The organism is Pseudomonas sp. Cab53, from assembly GCF_018325965.1.
Lineage (GTDB): Bacteria > Pseudomonadota > Gammaproteobacteria > Pseudomonadales > Pseudomonadaceae > Aquipseudomonas > Aquipseudomonas chlororaphis_E.
Genome location: NZ_AP021902.1, coordinates 2,231,332 through 2,248,120, shown reverse-complemented (window position 1 = coordinate 2,248,120; position 16,789 = coordinate 2,231,332). Strand labels below are relative to the sequence as shown.

Genomic DNA, 16,789 nt, shown 5'->3' with positions numbered 1-16,789 from the left:
AATAGACTCCTCTCCAACGTTTATAGATCGAGGAAATCGAGATGGGTTTGTTAGTTGAAGGCCGCTGGCAGGACCAGTGGTATGAAAGCAAGGACGGCAGCTTCCAACGCGAGCAGGCGCAGCGCCGTCACTGGGTGACCGCCGATGGCAGCGCCGGCCCTAGCGGTGAGGGCGGTTTCGCCGCCGAGGCCGGGCGCTATCATCTATACGTCTCCCTGGCCTGTCCCTGGGCCCACCGCACGCTGATTTTCCGCAAGCTCAAAGGCTTGGAAAACCTGATCGACGTCTCGGTGGTCAGCTACCTGATGCTGGAAAACGGCTGGACCTTCGACAAAACCCACGGTTCCACCGGCGACAAACTGGACGACCTCGACTTCCTGCACCAGCGCTACACCGCCGACACCGCCGACTACACCGGCCGCGTCACCGTGCCGGTGCTGTGGGACAAGCAACAGGGGCGCATCGTCAACAATGAATCGGCGGAGATCATCCGCATGTTCAATGGCGCATTCGACGGCCTGACTGAAAATCACCTGGACCTGTACCCGGCGCACCTGCGCAGCGAGATCGACGCGCTCAACGAGCGGATCTACCCGGCGGTGAACAACGGCGTGTATCGCGCCGGGTTCGCCACCACCCAAGCCGCCTACGAAGAAGCCTTCGACGGCCTGTTCGCCGAGCTGGACCGGCTGGAGGCCCTGTTGGCCAGCCGCCGCTACCTGGCCGGTGAATACCTGACCGAGGCGGACATCCGCCTGTTCACCACGATCATTCGCTTCGACGCGGTGTATTTCGGCCATTTCAAATGCAACCTGCGGCGCATCGCCGACTATCCGAACCTGTCGAACTGGTTGAGGGAGTTGTACCAGTGGCCGGGCATCGCCGAGACCGTGGACTTCGTTCACATCCAGGGTCATTACTACGGCAGCCACAAGACCATCAACCCCAATGGGATCGTACCGAAGGGGCCGAAGCAGGACTTCACCGGGGCCCATGATCGGGCGCGGTTGAGTGGGAAAGGGATTTGGCGGGGGACTGGGGATTGATCCGGGAAGTCCGTTGTCACTGAGGGCCTCTTCGCGAGCAAGCCCGCTCCCACACTGGACCGTGTATGGCCACCGATTCATGGTGAACAACGATCCAACGTGGGAGCGGGCTTGCTCGCGAAGGGCGCGACGCAGTCTTCAGACCTGCCCCTGGGCCCCTTCGAACCACGCCAGCTTCTCGCGCAGTTGCACCACTTCCCCCACGATCACCAGCGTCGGTGCATGCACCTCATGCTCCGCCACCAGCCGCGGCAAGTCTGCCAGGGTGCCGGTGAATACCCGCTGGTTGACCGTCGTGCCTTGCTGGATCAAGGCCGCCGGCGTATCCGCCGCGCGGCCATGCCTGATCAGCTCGCTGCAGATCATCGGCAAGCCCACCAACCCCATGTAGAACACCAGCGTCTGGGCCGGGGAAACCAGGTCTGCCCACGGCAAGTCGCTGCTGCCATCCTTGAGGTGGCCCGTGATGAAACGTACCGACTGGGCGTGGTCGCGGTGGGTCAACGGAATGCCCGCGTACGCCGCGCAACCACTGGCCGCGGTGATACCCGGCACGACCTGGAACGGGATGCCGTGGGCGGCCAGTTCTTCGATCTCTTCGCCGCCGCGACCGAAAATGAACGGATCGCCGCCCTTCAACCGCACCACGCGCTTGCCCTGTCGGGCCAGGTCCACCAGTTGCTGGTTGATCTGGTCCTGGGGCACGGCGTGTTCGGAGCGACGCTTGCCCACATAAACCCGCTCGGCGTCACGCCGGCACAACTCGAGGATCGCGGGCGCCACCAGGCGGTCGTAGAGCACCACGTCCGCCTGTTGCATCAGCCGCAAGGCGCGGAAGGTCAGCAGGTCCGGATCACCGGGCCCTGCCCCCACCAAGTAGACTTCGCCCGGCGCATGCGGCGCCTGGCCGGCGATCTTCTCGCGCAGCAGACGCTCGGCCTCGGCGCCCTGCCCGGCCAACTGGCGATCAGCGATCGGCCCCTGGAACACGTCTTCCCAGAACGCCCGGCGTTGCTGTACGTCTGGGAACAGGCCCTTGACCTGGCTGCGAAACCGCGCCGCCAGGCCGGCAAGTTGCCCGTAGGTCGAGGGAATCCAGGTTTCCAGCTTGGCCCGGATCAACCGCGCCAGCACCGGTGCATCACCGCCACTGGACACCGCGATCACCAGCGGCGAACGGTCGACGATCGCCGGGAAGATCACGCTGCACAGGGCCGGCGCGTCCACCACGTTGACCGGCACGCAGCGCCGATGGGCATCGGCCGAGACCCGGGCGTTGAGTGCCTCGTCGTCAGTGGCGGCGATGATCAGGCCGCAGCCGTCCAGGTCCGCTTCGAGGTAACCGCGCAGGACGCATTCGCCACCGCTGCCACTCACCAGTTCGCGCAATTGCGGTTCGATTTCGGGTGCGACCACCCGCAACAGCGCACCGGCATCGGCCAGCAGGCGGGACTTGCGCAAGGCAATCTCCCCGCCGCCAACCACCAGCACGCGACTGCCGCGCAGGTTGTGGAACAGTGGCAAATATTCCATTTAGCCGATGACCTCGATACCGCCCATGTACGGCTTCAACACCTCGGGCACACGGATCGAGCCGTCGGCCTGCTGGTAGTTTTCCAGCACGGCCACCAGGGTCCGGCCCACGGCCAGGCCGGAGCCATTGAGGGTGTGCACCAGTTCCGGCTTGCCGGTCTCCGGGTTACGGAAACGCGCCTGCATGCGGCGGGCCTGGAAGTCGCCGCAGTTGGAGCACGACGAAATCTCACGGTACTTGTCCTGGCTCGGGATCCACACTTCCAGGTCATAGGTCTTGACCGCGCTGAAGCCCATGTCGCCGGTGCACAGCGCCAGGGTGCGATACGGCAGCTCCAGCAGTTGCAGAACCTTCTCGGCGTTGGCCGTCAGGCTTTCAAGCGCTTCCATGGACTTGGAAGGCTCGACGATCTGCACCATCTCGACCTTGTCGAACTGGTGCTGGCGGATCATCCCGCGGGTGTCGCGCCCCGATGCCCCGGCTTCGCTGCGGAAGCATGGGGTGTGGGCGACGAACTTGATCGGCAGTTGCTTGGCGTCGACGATCTCGCCGGCCACGATGTTGGTCAGCGACACTTCGGCGGTCGGGATCAGGTACAGGTCGGCCTCGCCTTCGCGGCCGATCTTGAACAGATCCTCCTCGAATTTCGGCAACTGGCCGGTGCCTTGCAAAGCCGGCGCCTGGACCAGGTACGGGGTATAGGCTTCCTCGTACCCGTGCTCGGTCACGTGCAGGTTGATCATGAATTGCGCCAGGGCGCGGTGCAGGCGGGCGATCGGCCCACGCAGCAAGGCAAAACGGGCACCGGACAATTTGGCGGCGGTTTCGAAATCCAGCCAGCCGAACTTCTCGCCCAGGGCGACATGGTCCTGTACCGCGAAGTCGAAAGTCTTCGGCGTCCCCCAGCGGCGCACTTCGACGTTGCCGTCTTCATCCTCACCGACCGGCACCGACTCGTGTGGCAGGTTCGGAATGCCCAGCAGGATCGCGTCCAGCTCGGTCTGGATCGCGTCGAGGGCAATCTTGCCGTTGTTGAGTTCGCTGCCCATGTTCTCGACACTGGCCATCAACGGAGCAATATCCTCACCGCGCTGCTTGGCCTGGCCGATGCTCTTGGAAATGGCGTTGCGCTCGGCCTGGAGCTTCTCGGTGGTCGTCTGGACAGTCTTGCGCTGTTCTTCCAGCGCTTCGATGCGCGCGACGTCCAGGACAAAGCCGCGGGACGCCAGGCGGCCCGCTACGTCCTGGAGGTTGCTACGTAACAGTTTGGAATCGAGCATGTCGGTCTCTCGTTATCAAAGTTTGGTCAGGGACAGGCCGACCCAGGTGGCGAGCAGCCCGCCGAATACGCTGATGGCCGCATAGCCCAGGGCCAGCGGCACCTGCCCGCTTTCCAGCAGGCGCACCGTATCCAGTGAAAAGGATGAAAAAGTCGTCAGGCCGCCGAGGAAGCCGACGATAAGCCCCGCGCGCATTTCAATGGGCACTTCGGGACGAATCAAAAACAGACCGTATAGAACGCCGATCAGCAGACAGCCCACGATATTAACGGCGAGCGTCGCGGTATAGAAGTACCGGGGCCAATTTGCATTGATCCAATTGCCCGTGGCGAAACGCAACAACGTGCCGGCCACGCCGCCGGCGGACACTGCAAGGATCAGGGGGATCAAGGTTTTCTCCGCTGCCGTGGGCTCAGGCGATCGAGTTGGGCCAGGTGGTTGAGCTTTTCGCCGATCTTCAATTCCAGGCCCCGGGGCACGGGTTCATAGAACCGCTGGGGTTCGAGGGCCTCGGGGAAATAATCCTCGCCGGCGGCGTAGGCGTCCGGTTCATCATGGGCATAGCGGTATTCTTCGCCATAGCCCAGCTGTTTCATGAGCTTGGTCGGCGCATTGCGCAGGTGCAGCGGTACTTCGAGGGAGCCGTGCTCGGTGGCGCTGCGCATCGCGGCCTTGAAGCCCATGTACACCGCATTGCTCTTGGGCGCGCAAGCCAGGTAGGTGATGGCCTGGGCCACGGCGAGCTCGCCTTCCGGGCTGCCGAGGCGCTCCTGCACATCCCAGGCCGCCAGGCACAGGCTCAAGGCCCGCGGATCGGCGTTGCCGATGTCTTCGCTGGCCATGCGCACCACGCGCCGCGCCAAGTACAACGGATCACAACCGCCATCGATCATCCGCGCGAACCAGTACAAGGCCGCGTCGGGATTGGAACCGCGGATGGATTTGTGCAGCGCCGAGATCTGGTCGTAGAACGCCTCGCCGCCCTTGTCGAAACGACGACGGGTATCGCCCAGCAGGCTTTGCAACAGCTCGACGCCGATCTCGCTGTTGTCCTCGGCCAGGTCGGACGCGTTCTCCAGCAAGTTGAGCAACCGCCGGCCATCGCCGTCGGCGGCGGCACACAGGATCTGGAAACCTTCCTCGTCAAGCGTCAGTTGGCGCTTGCCCAGGCCGCGTTCCTCGGTCAGCGCCCGGTGCACCAGCTTGCGCATCGCCGACTCGTCGAGGCTCCTGAGCACATAGACCCGCGCCCTCGACAGCAAGGCGTTGTTGAGTTCGAACGACGGATTCTCGGTGGTCGCGCCGATGAAGATCAGCGTACCGTCCTCGACGTACGGCAGGAACGCGTCCTGCTGGGACTTGTTGAAACGGTGCACTTCGTCGACGAACAGGATCGTGCGCTTGCCGTATTGGCCGGCCTGCTGCTTGGCCACTTCCACCGCCTGGCGGATTTCCTTGACCCCGGCCAGCACCGCGGACACCGTCTCGAAGTGGGCATCGGAAACTTCCGCCAGCAACCGCGCCAGGGTGGTCTTGCCCACGCCCGGCGGGCCCCAGAAGATCATCGAGTGCAGGGCCCCCTGCTCCAGGGCCTCGCGCAGCGGCTTGCCGCGGGCGAGCACATGCTCCTGGCCGACGTACTCATCCAGGTTGGTCGCGCGCAGGCGGGCGGCCAATGGCTGGGCAATCGGTGCGCTTCGAAACAGGTCCATCACTGCTTATGCAACCTCACTCGATCCTGTTGCCGGAGACCCTTGTGGGAGCGGGCTTGCCCGCGAATGCGGCAGGTCAGTCAACATTGATGTTGAATGTTACATCGCATTCGCGGGCAAGCCCGCTCCCACAAGTCGGCTGTGCTTATTCCTGGATGACGTCGGCACCCTTGGGAATGTCGAACTTGAACTTGGACGCGGCGATCGGCTCGTTGGCCTTCACGCCGGTGAACAGGATATTGGTGCGCTGGCCGACGCTGTCGATCAGTTGCATGTCATTGACCAGGCCATTGCGGAACGACAGGCGCAGGCTGTCGAACAGGCTGTCCTTGGTCTTGGGCTTGAGGGTGAAGTCGATCACGCCGCCCGCTTCCTTGGCGCTGATGTCGAAGCTCTGGCTGATCTTGGAAATGTCACCCGACAGCAGCAACGCCGGAGTCTGGGTCAGGCGCTGGTCGAGGGTCTTGATGGTGACCTGCTCCAGGTCCGGGTCCCACAAGGAGACCTTCTTGCCATCGGACACCATCAACTGCTCGGCCGGCGCATCGGTGTGCCAGTAGAACAGGCCTGGACGTTGCAGCGCCATGTCGCCGGCGGTTTCCTGCAACTGGGTGCCGCTGCCGTCCAGGGTCAGTTGGGAGAAGCGCGCGGTCAGGGTCTTGGATGTTTCCAACAGCTGGGTCAGGCGGGCCACGTCCTTTTCGTCAGCGTGGGCCGACAAGGTGGTCAGGGCCAGTACGGGCAACAGCAACATGCGAATCAGGCGCATGGGAATCCTCATGAATTCATAGGGGGGCGAGCGGCGTGAAGCACGCCGCTCGGGTCGTTAGTCGCGCATCGGGCCCGGCGCCAGCACTTCGCGCGAGCCGTTGGTGTTCATGGCCGTCACGACCCCGGCCATTTCCATGGCTTCGATCATGCGCGCGGCGCGGTTGTAGCCGATCTTCAACTTGCGCTGAACCGCGGAAATCGAGGCCCGGCGGCTTTCCAGGACGAACTGCACCGCTTCGTCATAGAGCGCGTCGGTTTCAGCATCTTCTTCACCGCCGCCGCTGCCGCCCTCGAAGCCACTGCCGGCTTCCTCGACGCCATTGAGAATGTCGTCGTTGTATTCAGGTGCCCCGCGCAGCTTCCAGGCTTCCACCACGCGATGCACTTCATCGTCGGAAACGAACGCGCCATGGACCCGGATCGGCAGGCTGGTGCCCGGCGGCATGTAGAGCATGTCACCGTGACCGAGCAACTGCTCGGCACCGCCCTGGTCGATGATGGTCCGCGAGTCGATCTTGCTCGACACCTGGAACGCCATGCGGGTCGGGATGTTGGCCTTGATCAGGCCGGTGATCACGTCCACCGACGGCCGCTGGGTCGCCAGGATCAGGTGGATACCGGCGGCACGGGCCTTCTGGGCGATACGGGCGATCAGCTCTTCGACCTTCTTGCCGACGATCATCATCATGTCGGCGAATTCGTCCACCACCACCACGATGGTCGGCAGCTTGTGCAGCAGCGGCGCTTCATCGTGGATGTTTTCGCGGTGGTACAACGGGTCGCTCAGCGGGGTGCCGGCCTCTTCGGCCTCCTTGACCTTGGCATTGAAGCCCGACAGGTTGCGCACGCCCATCTTCGCCATCAGCTTGTAGCGGCGCTCCATCTCGGCGACGCTCCAGCGCAAGGCGTTGGCAGCGTCTTTCATGTCGGTGACCACCGGGCACAGCAAGTGCGGAATGCCTTCGTAGATCGACAATTCGAGCATTTTCGGGTCGATCATGATCAGCTTGGCGTCTTCCGGGCCCGACTTGAACAGGATCGACAGGATCATCGCGTTCACCCCCACCGACTTACCCGAACCGGTGGTACCGGCCACCAGCAGGTGGGGCATCTTCGCCAGGTCGGTGATCACCGGCTTGCCGCCGATGTCGTGGCCCAGGGCCAAGGTGACCGGCGACTTGTGGTTGTCGTACTCGGTGGTCGACAGCACTTCGGAGAAGCGCACGATCTGCCGGTCTTCGTTGGGGATCTCGATGCCCACGGTGGTCTTGCCGGGAATCACTTCCACCACCCGCACGCTGGTCACGGCCAGGGAACGTGCCAGGTCCTTGGCCAGGTTGGCGATGCGGCTGACCTTCACGCCGGCGGCCGGCTGGATCTCGTAGCGGGTAATGACCGGGCCCGGGTGAATCGAATCCACCGAGACCTCGACCCCGAACTCCTTGAGCTTGATCTCCAGCAGATGGCCGACGGCCGCCAGGGATTCGGGAGAATAGTTGAGCTGTTTCTTTTCGGCCGGGTCGAGGATCGAGATCGGCGGCAAGGTGCCTTCCACGGCGCTGTCGACGAACAACGGCACCTGTTTTTCCTTCTGCACGCGCTTGCTCGGCTCCGGCGGCTTGGGCGGGGCCATGCTGATGACCGGCGGCACCTGCTTCTCGCGCTCGGACATGTGTTTGCTCAACGCCTGCTCGCGTTCGATCAGGCGCTCCTTGACCTTGGCCTGCTCGCGCTTGTCCGGCAGCGTCGGGGCCACCACGTCGTGGACGCGGTCGTCGACTTCACGCAGTTGCGCCACCAGTTGCTTGCGCTCGGTGCGCGCCGCCCACCAGCGGTTCATCGCACCCTGGATCAATTCGATCAGGTCGAGGGTGATCTTGCCGGTGACGTCCATGACCTTGAACCACGACAGGTCAGTGAACACCGTCAGGCCGAACAGGAACAGGGCGATGAACAGCAGCGTGCTGCCCTGGATGTTCAAGGCGTTCCTGGCCAGGTCGCCGAGGCTTTCCCCCAGCGCCCCGCCCGCCCCGGCCGGCAAGCCGGTGGGCGCATGGAAATGGATATGAGCCAGCGCAGCGCCCGACAGCACCAGGAACACCAGGCCGATCAGCCGCCAGGAGAACAGCCAGCCGCTCCACTCCCACGGCTCGTGGCGCTGACGGAAGATCTGGTAGGCCTTGATCGCCAGCAGCAACGGGAAAATGTAGGCGAAATAACCCAGGACCATGAACAGGATGTCGGCGCTGTAGGAGCCGGCCGGCCCGCCGAAGTTCTGCACGTCCTCGATCTTGCTGTTGTGGCTCCAGCCCGGATCGTCCTTGCCGTAGGTTAGCAAAGCCATCATCAGGAACAGGCACAAGGCACCGATCGCGATCAACGCACCTTCCTTGAGCCGGTAGTGCAATTGCTGGCGCCAGAGCGGAACGACTGTTTTAGGTGCTGCGGTGGATTTCTTCAAAACGCTTCTTTTCCTGCGCCAACGGCGCGTCCATCTGTTGAATGACTATAAAAAACTGCTCAAGACGAACAGGTAAAAAAGTGAATGTGCACAACCGGTACTACTTTTACCACTGTGAGGTGCATCCAGAAAACCGCAGGTGCTGCCGAAAATTTTGATCTTTAGCCCATCCTGCGCTCAAAACTCAAGCATTGTACGGGTTTGTCGGCCCCGAGGCATCGCCCGGCCCCTGGATCCCCACCTGGCCCAGAACGGCCTGCACAGGCGTCAATTGGACCATGCATTGTCTTTTGTGACAAAGGCTTATGAGGTGTTTTTATGAACGAAGTGAAGCATTCACGCTTGATCATTCTCGGCTCCGGGCCTGCTGGCTACAGCGCGGCGGTGTACGCCGCCCGGGCCAACCTCAAGCCCGTTGTCATCACCGGCATGCAGGCCGGTGGCCAGCTCACCACCACGGTGGAAGTCGACAACTGGCCGGGCGATGTCGAAGGCCTGACCGGGCCGGTGCTGATGGAGCGCATGCAGCGGCACGCCGAGCGTTTCGACACGCAGATCGTCTACGACCATATCCACACCGCCAAGTTGCAGCAGCGCCCGTTCGAACTGATCGGCGACAGCGGCACCTACACCTGCGACGCCCTGATCATCGCCACCGGCGCCTCGGCCCAGTACCTGGGGTTGCCGTCGGAAGAAAGCTTCGCCGGCAAGGGCGTTTCCGCCTGCGCGACCTGCGACGGTTTTTTCTACCGCAACCAGGTGGTCGCGGTAGTCGGCGGCGGCAACACCGCGGTCGAGGAAGCCCTGTACTTGTCGAACATTGCCCGGGAAGTCCACCTGATCCACCGTCGCGACAAGTTGCGCTCGGAGAAGATCCTGCAAGACAAGCTCTTCGAAAAAGCCGCCAACGGCAACATAAAGCTGCATTGGAACCAGAACCTGGACGAGGTCCTGGGCGATGCCAGCGGCGTGACCGGCGCTCGCCTGCGCCACAGCGAGACCGGCGAAACCAGCACCTTGTCCCTGGCTGGGGTGTTCATTGCCATCGGTCACAAGCCCAACACCGAACTGTTCCAGGGCCAGTTGAACATGCATGACGGCTACCTGCTCGTGCGCGGCGGCAGCGAGGGCAATGCCACGGCCACCGACATTGAAGGGGTGTTCGCCGCCGGCGACGTCGCCGACCACGTCTATCGCCAGGCCATCACGTCTGCCGGCGCCGGCTGCATGGCCGCGCTCGATGCGGAGAAGTATCTCGATGACATTCCGGCCGTTTGACGGTTAGTCTTGTGGCGAGGACCTGACAGCCCTCGCCACAGTTCATCTGCGCGCGCCCACCCTCCCCTTCTGCAAGCGAATGACAATGCTGACCTGGTTACAACGCAACTCCCTGGATTTCCCACCGCTGGAAAAAGCCATGCGCGACCCCAACGGGCTGCTGGCCGCTGGTGGCGATCTGTCCGCTGACCGCCTGGTCCAGGCCTATCGCCACGGCTGCTTTCCATGGTTCTCCGAGGGCCAGCCGATCCTGTGGTGGTCTCCGGACCCTCGCACGGTGCTGTTTCCCGACGAGCTGCACGTCTCCCGCAGCCTTGGCAAACTGTTGCGCAAGCAACGCTACCAGGTGACGTTCGACCAGGACTTCGCCGCCGTCATCCGGGCCTGCGCCGCGCCACGGGACTACGCCGAAGGCACCTGGATCACCGAGGCCATGCAGAGCGCCTACCTGGAGCTGCATCGGCGCGGCTTCGCCCACTCCGTGGAGGTCTGGGACCAGGGCGCGCTGGTGGGCGGTCTGTACGGCCTGGCAATGGGGCAGCTGTTTTTTGGCGAGTCCATGTTCAGCCGGGCCGACAACGCGTCGAAATTCGGCTTCGCCACGCTGGTCCAACACCTCAAGGCCGCCGGCTTCGTGCTGATCGACTGCCAGATGCCTACCGAGCACCTGCACAGCCTGGGCGCCCGGTCGATCCCCCGTGCAACGTTCGCCGGCTACCTCGAGGCGCACCTGGATCAACCCAACCACGCGACCTGGGTTTGCTGAGCGACATTGGCGCTCCTGGCTTACACTTAACCCCATAGCTTATCCCGAGGGTTGATCATGACCGAGTTGGCGCGTTTGAAGTTCTATGCCACTCAGCCCCACTCTTGCAGTTACCTGCCGGAGGAGCAGGCCACGACGCTGTTCCTCGACCCCAGCCAGCCGATGGATGTGCATGTCTACGCTGACCTGTCGGAAATGGGCTTTCGTCGCAGCGGCGATCATCTCTACCGGCCCCATTGCCAGCACTGCAACGCCTGCGTCCCGGCGCGCATCCCCGTGGTGCAATTTGCGCCCAATCGCCAGCAGAAACGCATTTTCAAGCGCAACGCCGACCTTCAGGTCCGGCCGGCCAAGCCGCAGTTCACCGAGGAGTATTTCGACCTGTATCAACGCTACATCGAGCAACGCCATGCCGATGGCGACATGTACCCGCCCAGCCGCGATCAATTTTCCACCTTCCTGGTGCGCGACCTGCCTTTTTCGCGCTTCTACGAGTTCCGTCTCGACGGACGGTTGGTGGCGATTGCCGTCACCGACCTGCTCCCCAACGGTCTTTCAGCGGTGTACACCTTCTATGAGCCAGAGCAAGAGCGACGCAGCCTGGGGCGCTTCGCCATCCTCTGGCAAATCAGCGAAGCCCGGCGCCTGGGGCTCGATGCGGTGTACCTGGGCTACTGGATCAAGAACTGCAAGAAAATGAACTACAAGACCCAATATCGCCCCATTGAACTGCTGATTAACCAGCGCTGGGTTGTCCTGAACTAGAACCCCTTGGCTTGCCCCCCTTTTTCGGGCACAATGCACGCCGCTTTTGCCTGGCGCAGTTGCACCGGGCCATTCACTGGACACCGAGGGCTTTACTGCATGTCGAAAGAAGACAGCTTCGAAATGGAAGGCACTGTCGTCGACACCCTGCCCAACACCATGTTTCGCGTGGAGTTGGAAAATGGGCACGTCGTAACCGCGCATATCTCCGGCAAGATGCGCAAGAACTACATTCGTATTCTTACCGGTGACAAAGTGCGCGTCGAGCTGACGCCCTATGACTTGAGCAAAGGGCGCATCACTTACCGCGCTCGCTAACAAGTCAATACAAGACGCCCGGCTGATGCCGGGCGTTTTTGTTTGTCCGCGATTTGATAATCCCCCGCCTCTCCTGTGGGAGCGGGCTTGCCCGCGAAAGCGGTGGATCAGCTTTCATGGATGTCAAATGAGAAACCGCATTCGCGAGCAAGCTCGCTCCCACAGGGGTTAGGGTGCGGTTGCGAAGACAACAAAAAGGCGCCTTTCGGCGCCTTTTGCTTGTTACGGGTTTCGATCAGGCCATTTCGGCCGTGGTTTCGAAGTCGAAGGTCAGTTCGCCGTCCTTGATGTCGATGTGCACCACACCGCCATGCTCGGACAACTCGCCAAACAGGATCTCCTCCGCCAGCGGACGCTTGATCTTGTCCTGGATCAGGCGAGCCATTGGCCGTGCACCCATCGTCACATCGTAGCCGCCTTCCGCCAGCCAGCTGCGCGCCGCGTCGGTGACTTCCAGCAACACACGCTTGTCTTCGAGCTGCGCCTGAAGTTCGGTGAGGAACTTGTCCACCACGCTCTTGATCACCTCATGGCTGAGGCGACCAAACTGGATGATGGTATCCAGGCGGTTGCGGAACTCAGGCGTGAAGCTCTTCTTGATCACTTCCATCGCATCGGACGAATGGTCCTGATGGGTGAAACCGATCGAAGCGCGCGCCGCCGTCTCGGCACCGGCGTTGGTGGTCATGATCAGGATCACGTTGCGGAAATCCGCCTTGCGCCCATTGTTATCGGTCAGCGTACCGTGGTCCATGACCTGCAGGAGCAGGTTGAAGACTTCCGGGTGGGCCTTCTCGATCTCATCGAGCAGCAACACGCAATGCGGCTGCTTGGTGATGGCCTCGGTCAGCAAGCCGCCCTGGTCGAACCCGACATAGCCCGGAGGCGCACCGATCAGACGGGACACGGTATGGCGCTCCATGTACTCGGACATGTCGAAGCGCACCAGCTCGATGCCCATCGCCTTGGCCAGTTGCCGCGCAGCCTCGGTCTTGCCCACGCCGGTAGGCCCGGCGAACAGGAACGAACCCACCGGCTTGTCCGGCGACTTGAGTCCGGCGCGGGACAGCTTGATAGCCGTCGACAACGAGTCGATGGCCGCGTCCTGACCGAACACCGTCAGCTTCAGGTCACGCTCCAGGTTGCGCAGCAGTTCCTTGTCGGAACTGGTGACATGCTTGGGCGGAATCCGCGCGATCTTCGCCACGATGTCCTCGACCTGAGGCACGTCGATGCGCTTGACGCGTTTGTCCACCGGTTGCAGGCGCTGATAGGCACCCGCCTCGTCGATGACGTCGATGGCCTTGTCCGGCATGTGCCGGTCATTGATGTAGCGCGAGGCCAGTTCGGCCGCCGCGCGCAGGGCTTCATCGCTGTACTCGATGTTGTGGTGCAGCTCGAAACGCCCTTTCAGGCCGCGCAGGATACCGATGGTGTCTTCCACCGACGGCTCCGACACGTCGACCTTCTGGAAACGCCGCGCCAGGGCCCGGTCCTTCTCGAAGATGCCGCGGAATTCCTGGAACGTGGTCGAACCGATGCAGCGGATATCACCCGACGACAGCAGTGGCTTGAGCAGGTTGGACGCGTCCATGACCCCACCCGACGCGGCGCCGGCACCGATGATGGTGTGGATCTCGTCAATGAACAGGATCGCCTGCGGACGTTTCTTCAACTCGCCGAGCAACGCCTTGAAACGCTTCTCGAAATCGCCGCGGTACTTGGTGCCGGCCAGCAAGGCACCCAGGTCGAGGGAATACACCACGCTGTTGGCCAGCAGGTCCGGCACCTGGTTGTCGACGATGCGCTTGGCCAGGCCTTCGGCGATCGCGGTCTTGCCTACGCCCGCCTCGCCCACCAGCAATGGGTTGTTCTTGCGCCGCCGGGCGAGGATCTGCGCCACGCGCTCGACTTCGAGCTCTCGGCCCACGAGCGGGTCGATACGCCCCTGGCGCGCCAGTTCGTTCAGGTTGCTGGCATAGGCATCCAGCGGATTGCCCGAAGAAGAAGACTCACCGCCCTCGTCGTCCTGCATATCCTGCTCACCCTCGGAATGATCGCCATGCCCCGGCACCTTGGAGATGCCATGGGCGATGTAGTTGACGACATCGATACGTGCAACGCTCTGTTGCTTGAGCAGGAATACGGCCTGGCTTTCCTGCTCGCTGAAGATCGCAACCAGCACGTTGGCGCCGGTGACTTCACGCTTGCCCGAGCTCTGTACATGGAAGACAGCACGCTGCAGGACACGCTGGAAGCCCAGGGTTGGCTGGGTTTCCCGATCCTCGTCATGAACGGGGATCAAGGGCGTGGTGGAGTCGATGAACTCCTGCAGGTCATGCTTGAGTTTATCGAGGTTCGCGCCGCAGGCACGCAATACGGTGGCGGCAGCCTCGTTATCCAATAGGGCCAGCAGCAGGTGCTCGACGGTCATGAACTCATGACGCTTCGAACGAGCCTCCTTGAAGGCAAGATTGAGGGTGACTTCGAGCTCGCGGTTTAACATAGCTTCACCTCATACCCAAGTGGTCGGCGTTAACCGTCCTTCTCGATTTCACAGAGTAGCGGATGCTGGCTTTCCCGGGCGTACTGGTTGACCTGCATGGCCTTTGTCTCGGCGATGTCGCGGGTAAACACTCCACATACTGCCCGTCCCTCTGTATGAACGGCCAGCATGACCTTGGTCGCCAGCTCGCGATTCAGGTTAAAAAACACCTCGAGCACTTCGACGACGAAATCCATCGGTGTGTAGTCATCGTTGAACAAAACCACCTTGTACATCGGTGGCGCCTGTAATGCAGGCTTTGCCTCCTGAACAGCAATGCCTGCGGAATCGTCGTCGTGTAGATCCGGGCGATCCTGATTGAATGTTAGTCGAATCTGGCTGACTGCATGCATGGAAAGAAAGGTTCGTTTAGTTGGCGAATACAGTGATGGGGGCGCTTTCGGGCGATTTCAACCACGACCACCCGGCCACCTTGACTATCGGCAAAACGGTGTTACAACCAATAGAGCCCATCGTGGGTTAAAAAGGTCCGTGGCTTCTACCCTGTTTTCAAGATTAGCCTGCGGATGGACTGGATGATACTCCAGTGATGGAGTGCGTTGCAGAGGGATATGGTTTATGTCGGCTGTCAAGATGAGTGGCAAGGTGAAATGGTTCAACAATGCCAAGGGCTACGGATTCATTATCGCAGCCGGCCGGGATGAAGACCTTTTCGCCCATTACTCGGCAATCAGCATGGAAGGCTATAAGACCCTGAAGGCTGGACAACCTGTGACGTTCGAAGTCATCCAGGGACCCAAGGGCCTGCACGCGGTCAACATCAAGGTGGACTGCGTCGAAGACACCGCCGCCCCCGCACCCGCCAGGGTCGTCGAGACGCTTTGACCGGCAACTACCCCGGACGAACGAAAAATGCCCGGCTCGATCGACTCGAGCCGGGCATTCGCGTTGGGCGCCGATCCGTTTACATGTGCGAGATCAGGGCATCGCCGAAGCCCGAAGACGACACCAGCTTGGCACCGTCCATCAGGCGTTCGAAGTCATAGGTCACGGTCTTGGCCGAAATCGCGCCGTTGGTGCCCTTGATGATCAGGTCGGCCGCCTCGGTCCACCCCATGTGACGCAGCATCATTTCAGCCGACAGGATCAGCGACCCCGGGTTGACCTGGTCCTTGCCCGCATACTTGGGCGCAGTACCGTGGGTGGCTTCGAACATCGCCACGGTGTCGGACAGGTTGGCACCTGGCGCGATACCGATCCCGCCCACTTCCGCCGCCAGGGCGTCGGAGAGGTAGTCACCGTTGAGGTTCAACGTCGCAATCACATCGTACTCGGCCGGACGCAGCAGGATCTGCTGGAGCATCGCATCGGCGATGGCATCCTTGACGATCACGTTCTTGCCGGTCTTCGGGTTCTTGAACTGCATCCATGGGCCGCCGTCGAGCAGCGTCGCGCCAAACTCCTCGGCCGCCACTTCGTAGGCCCATTCCTTGAAGGCACCTTCGGTGAACTTCATGATGTTGCCTTTGTGCACGATGGTCAGCGAATCCCGGTCATTGTCGACGACATATTGCAAGGCCTTGCGCGCCAGGCGCTGGGTGCCTTGCTTGGACACCGGCTTGACGCCAATGCCGCAGTTTTCGTCGAAGCGGATCTTGGTCACGCCCATTTCTTCTTTCAGGAACTTGATGACCTTGGTGGCTTCGGCCGAGCCGGCCTTCCACTCGATGCCCGCGTAGATGTCTTCGGAGTTCTCGCGAAAGATCGTCATGTCCACGTCACCCGGCTTCTTGACCGGGCTCGGCACGCCTTCGAACCAGCGCACCGGGCGCAGGCACACATACAGGTCGAGTTGCTGGCGCAGCGCCACGTTGAGCGAACGGATGCCGCCACCGACCGGCGTGGTCAGCGGGCCCTTGATGGACACCACGTAATCCTTGACCGCATCCAGGGTTTCCTGGGGCAGCCAGGTGTCCTGGTCGTAGACCTGGGTGGCCTTCTCACCGGCATAGACCTCCATCCAGGAAATCTTGCGCTTGCCGCCGTAGGCCTTCTGCACCGCAGCGTCCACAACCTTGATCATGACCGGACTGATATCGACGCCAATGCCGTCGCCTTCGATGAAGGGGATGATCGGGTTGTCGGGAACATTAAGAGAATGGTCTGCATTGACGGTAATTTTGTCACCGACGGCTGGAACCTGAATCTTTTGATACCCCATGCTGAACTCCATTGCTTGGATTGAACATCTGGCTGCATTCGAGCGTAACCCAGTTGTATCGGCACGCAAACCCTACGTTCGACTCATCCGGCACAAAGCGCTGCAGTTGGCCGCGTACAAGCCTGAAAACC

At 62.0% G+C, this 16,789-nt stretch carries 15 protein-coding genes; 6 read left to right on the top strand and 9 right to left on the bottom strand.

The window, feature by feature from the left end; translation table 11 throughout:
- The first annotated feature begins 41 nt into the window (after positions 1-41).
- The gene (locus KI241_RS09830) at positions 42-1,046 is read left to right on the top strand and encodes a glutathione S-transferase family protein (protein WP_212803625.1); all 1,005 of its coding nucleotides are present in this window, start codon (positions 42-44) and stop codon (positions 1,044-1,046) included.
- 138 nt (positions 1,047-1,184) lie between these two features.
- Here KI241_RS09830 and cysG read toward each other — a convergent pair whose 3' ends face one another.
- The 6 genes from cysG to KI241_RS09800 all read right to left on the bottom strand — a co-directional run bounded on the left by cysG (position 1,185) and on the right by KI241_RS09800 (position 8,804).
- Positions 1,185-2,579, bottom strand: a complete 1,395-nt coding sequence (gene cysG, locus KI241_RS09825) for a siroheme synthase CysG (protein WP_047737197.1) — start codon at positions 2,577-2,579, stop codon at positions 1,185-1,187.
- Positions 2,580-3,860 carry a serine--tRNA ligase gene (gene serS / locus KI241_RS09820; RefSeq protein ID WP_042731100.1) on the bottom strand — a complete coding sequence of 427 codons (1,281 nt, stop codon included), beginning with the start codon at positions 3,858-3,860 and terminating at the stop codon, positions 2,580-2,582.
- A gap of 15 nt (positions 3,861-3,875) precedes the next feature.
- On the bottom strand, positions 3,876-4,250 hold the full coding sequence (gene crcB, locus KI241_RS09815; protein WP_042731101.1) for a fluoride efflux transporter CrcB: 375 nt from the start codon (positions 4,248-4,250) through the stop codon (positions 3,876-3,878).
- Positions 4,247-5,572, bottom strand: coding sequence for a replication-associated recombination protein A (locus KI241_RS09810; protein ID WP_042731102.1), 1,326 nt, complete (start codon positions 5,570-5,572; stop codon positions 4,247-4,249). The genes crcB and KI241_RS09810 overlap by 4 nt, the downstream gene beginning before the upstream one ends.
- A gap of 145 nt (positions 5,573-5,717) precedes the next feature.
- Positions 5,718-6,341 (bottom strand): outer membrane lipoprotein chaperone LolA, encoded by a 624-nt coding sequence (gene lolA / locus KI241_RS09805; protein ID WP_042731103.1) that lies wholly within the window; start codon positions 6,339-6,341, stop codon positions 5,718-5,720.
- A 57-nt stretch (positions 6,342-6,398) separates the two neighbouring features.
- Complete coding sequence (locus tag KI241_RS09800) at positions 6,399-8,804, bottom strand: DNA translocase FtsK (RefSeq protein ID WP_042731104.1); 2,406 nt, start codon at positions 8,802-8,804, stop codon at positions 6,399-6,401.
- Positions 8,805-9,122: 318 nt separating this feature from the next.
- On the opposite strand from KI241_RS09800, the gene trxB reads away from it, so the two are divergent.
- The 4 genes from trxB to infA all read left to right on the top strand — a co-directional run bounded on the left by trxB (position 9,123) and on the right by infA (position 11,931).
- A complete protein-coding gene (gene trxB / locus KI241_RS09795; protein ID WP_042731105.1) occupies positions 9,123-10,082 on the top strand; it encodes a thioredoxin-disulfide reductase in 960 nt (319 codons plus the stop codon).
- An 85-nt stretch (positions 10,083-10,167) separates the two neighbouring features.
- A complete protein-coding gene (gene aat / locus KI241_RS09790) occupies positions 10,168-10,848 on the top strand; it encodes a leucyl/phenylalanyl-tRNA--protein transferase (protein WP_042731106.1) in 681 nt (226 codons plus the stop codon).
- A 57-nt stretch (positions 10,849-10,905) separates the two neighbouring features.
- Positions 10,906-11,613, top strand: a complete 708-nt coding sequence (locus KI241_RS09785) for an arginyltransferase (RefSeq protein ID WP_042731107.1) — start codon at positions 10,906-10,908, stop codon at positions 11,611-11,613.
- 99 nt (positions 11,614-11,712) lie between these two features.
- Entirely contained in the window at positions 11,713-11,931 is a 219-nt protein-coding gene (gene infA / locus KI241_RS09780; protein WP_002553999.1) for a translation initiation factor IF-1, read from the top strand.
- A 235-nt stretch (positions 11,932-12,166) separates the two neighbouring features.
- On the opposite strand, the gene clpA is transcribed toward infA, so the two are convergent.
- The gene (gene clpA, locus KI241_RS09775) at positions 12,167-14,437 is read right to left on the bottom strand and encodes an ATP-dependent Clp protease ATP-binding subunit ClpA (RefSeq protein WP_042731108.1); all 2,271 of its coding nucleotides are present in this window, start codon (positions 14,435-14,437) and stop codon (positions 12,167-12,169) included.
- Positions 14,438-14,466: 29 nt separating this feature from the next.
- Positions 14,467-14,829, bottom strand: a complete 363-nt coding sequence (clpS, locus tag KI241_RS09770) for an ATP-dependent Clp protease adapter ClpS (RefSeq protein ID WP_003180089.1) — start codon at positions 14,827-14,829, stop codon at positions 14,467-14,469.
- A gap of 241 nt (positions 14,830-15,070) precedes the next feature.
- Between clpS and cspD the strand changes: the two genes are divergently transcribed.
- Positions 15,071-15,322: a cold shock domain-containing protein CspD gene (gene cspD / locus KI241_RS09765; protein WP_144419493.1), complete on the top strand. Its 252-nt coding sequence runs from the start codon at positions 15,071-15,073 to the stop codon at positions 15,320-15,322.
- Between the two features lie 79 nt (positions 15,323-15,401).
- Here cspD and icd read toward each other — a convergent pair whose 3' ends face one another.
- Positions 15,402-16,658: an NADP-dependent isocitrate dehydrogenase gene (gene icd / locus KI241_RS09760; protein WP_042732083.1), complete on the bottom strand. Its 1,257-nt coding sequence runs from the start codon at positions 16,656-16,658 to the stop codon at positions 15,402-15,404.
- Between the last annotated feature and the right edge of the window lie 131 nt (positions 16,659-16,789).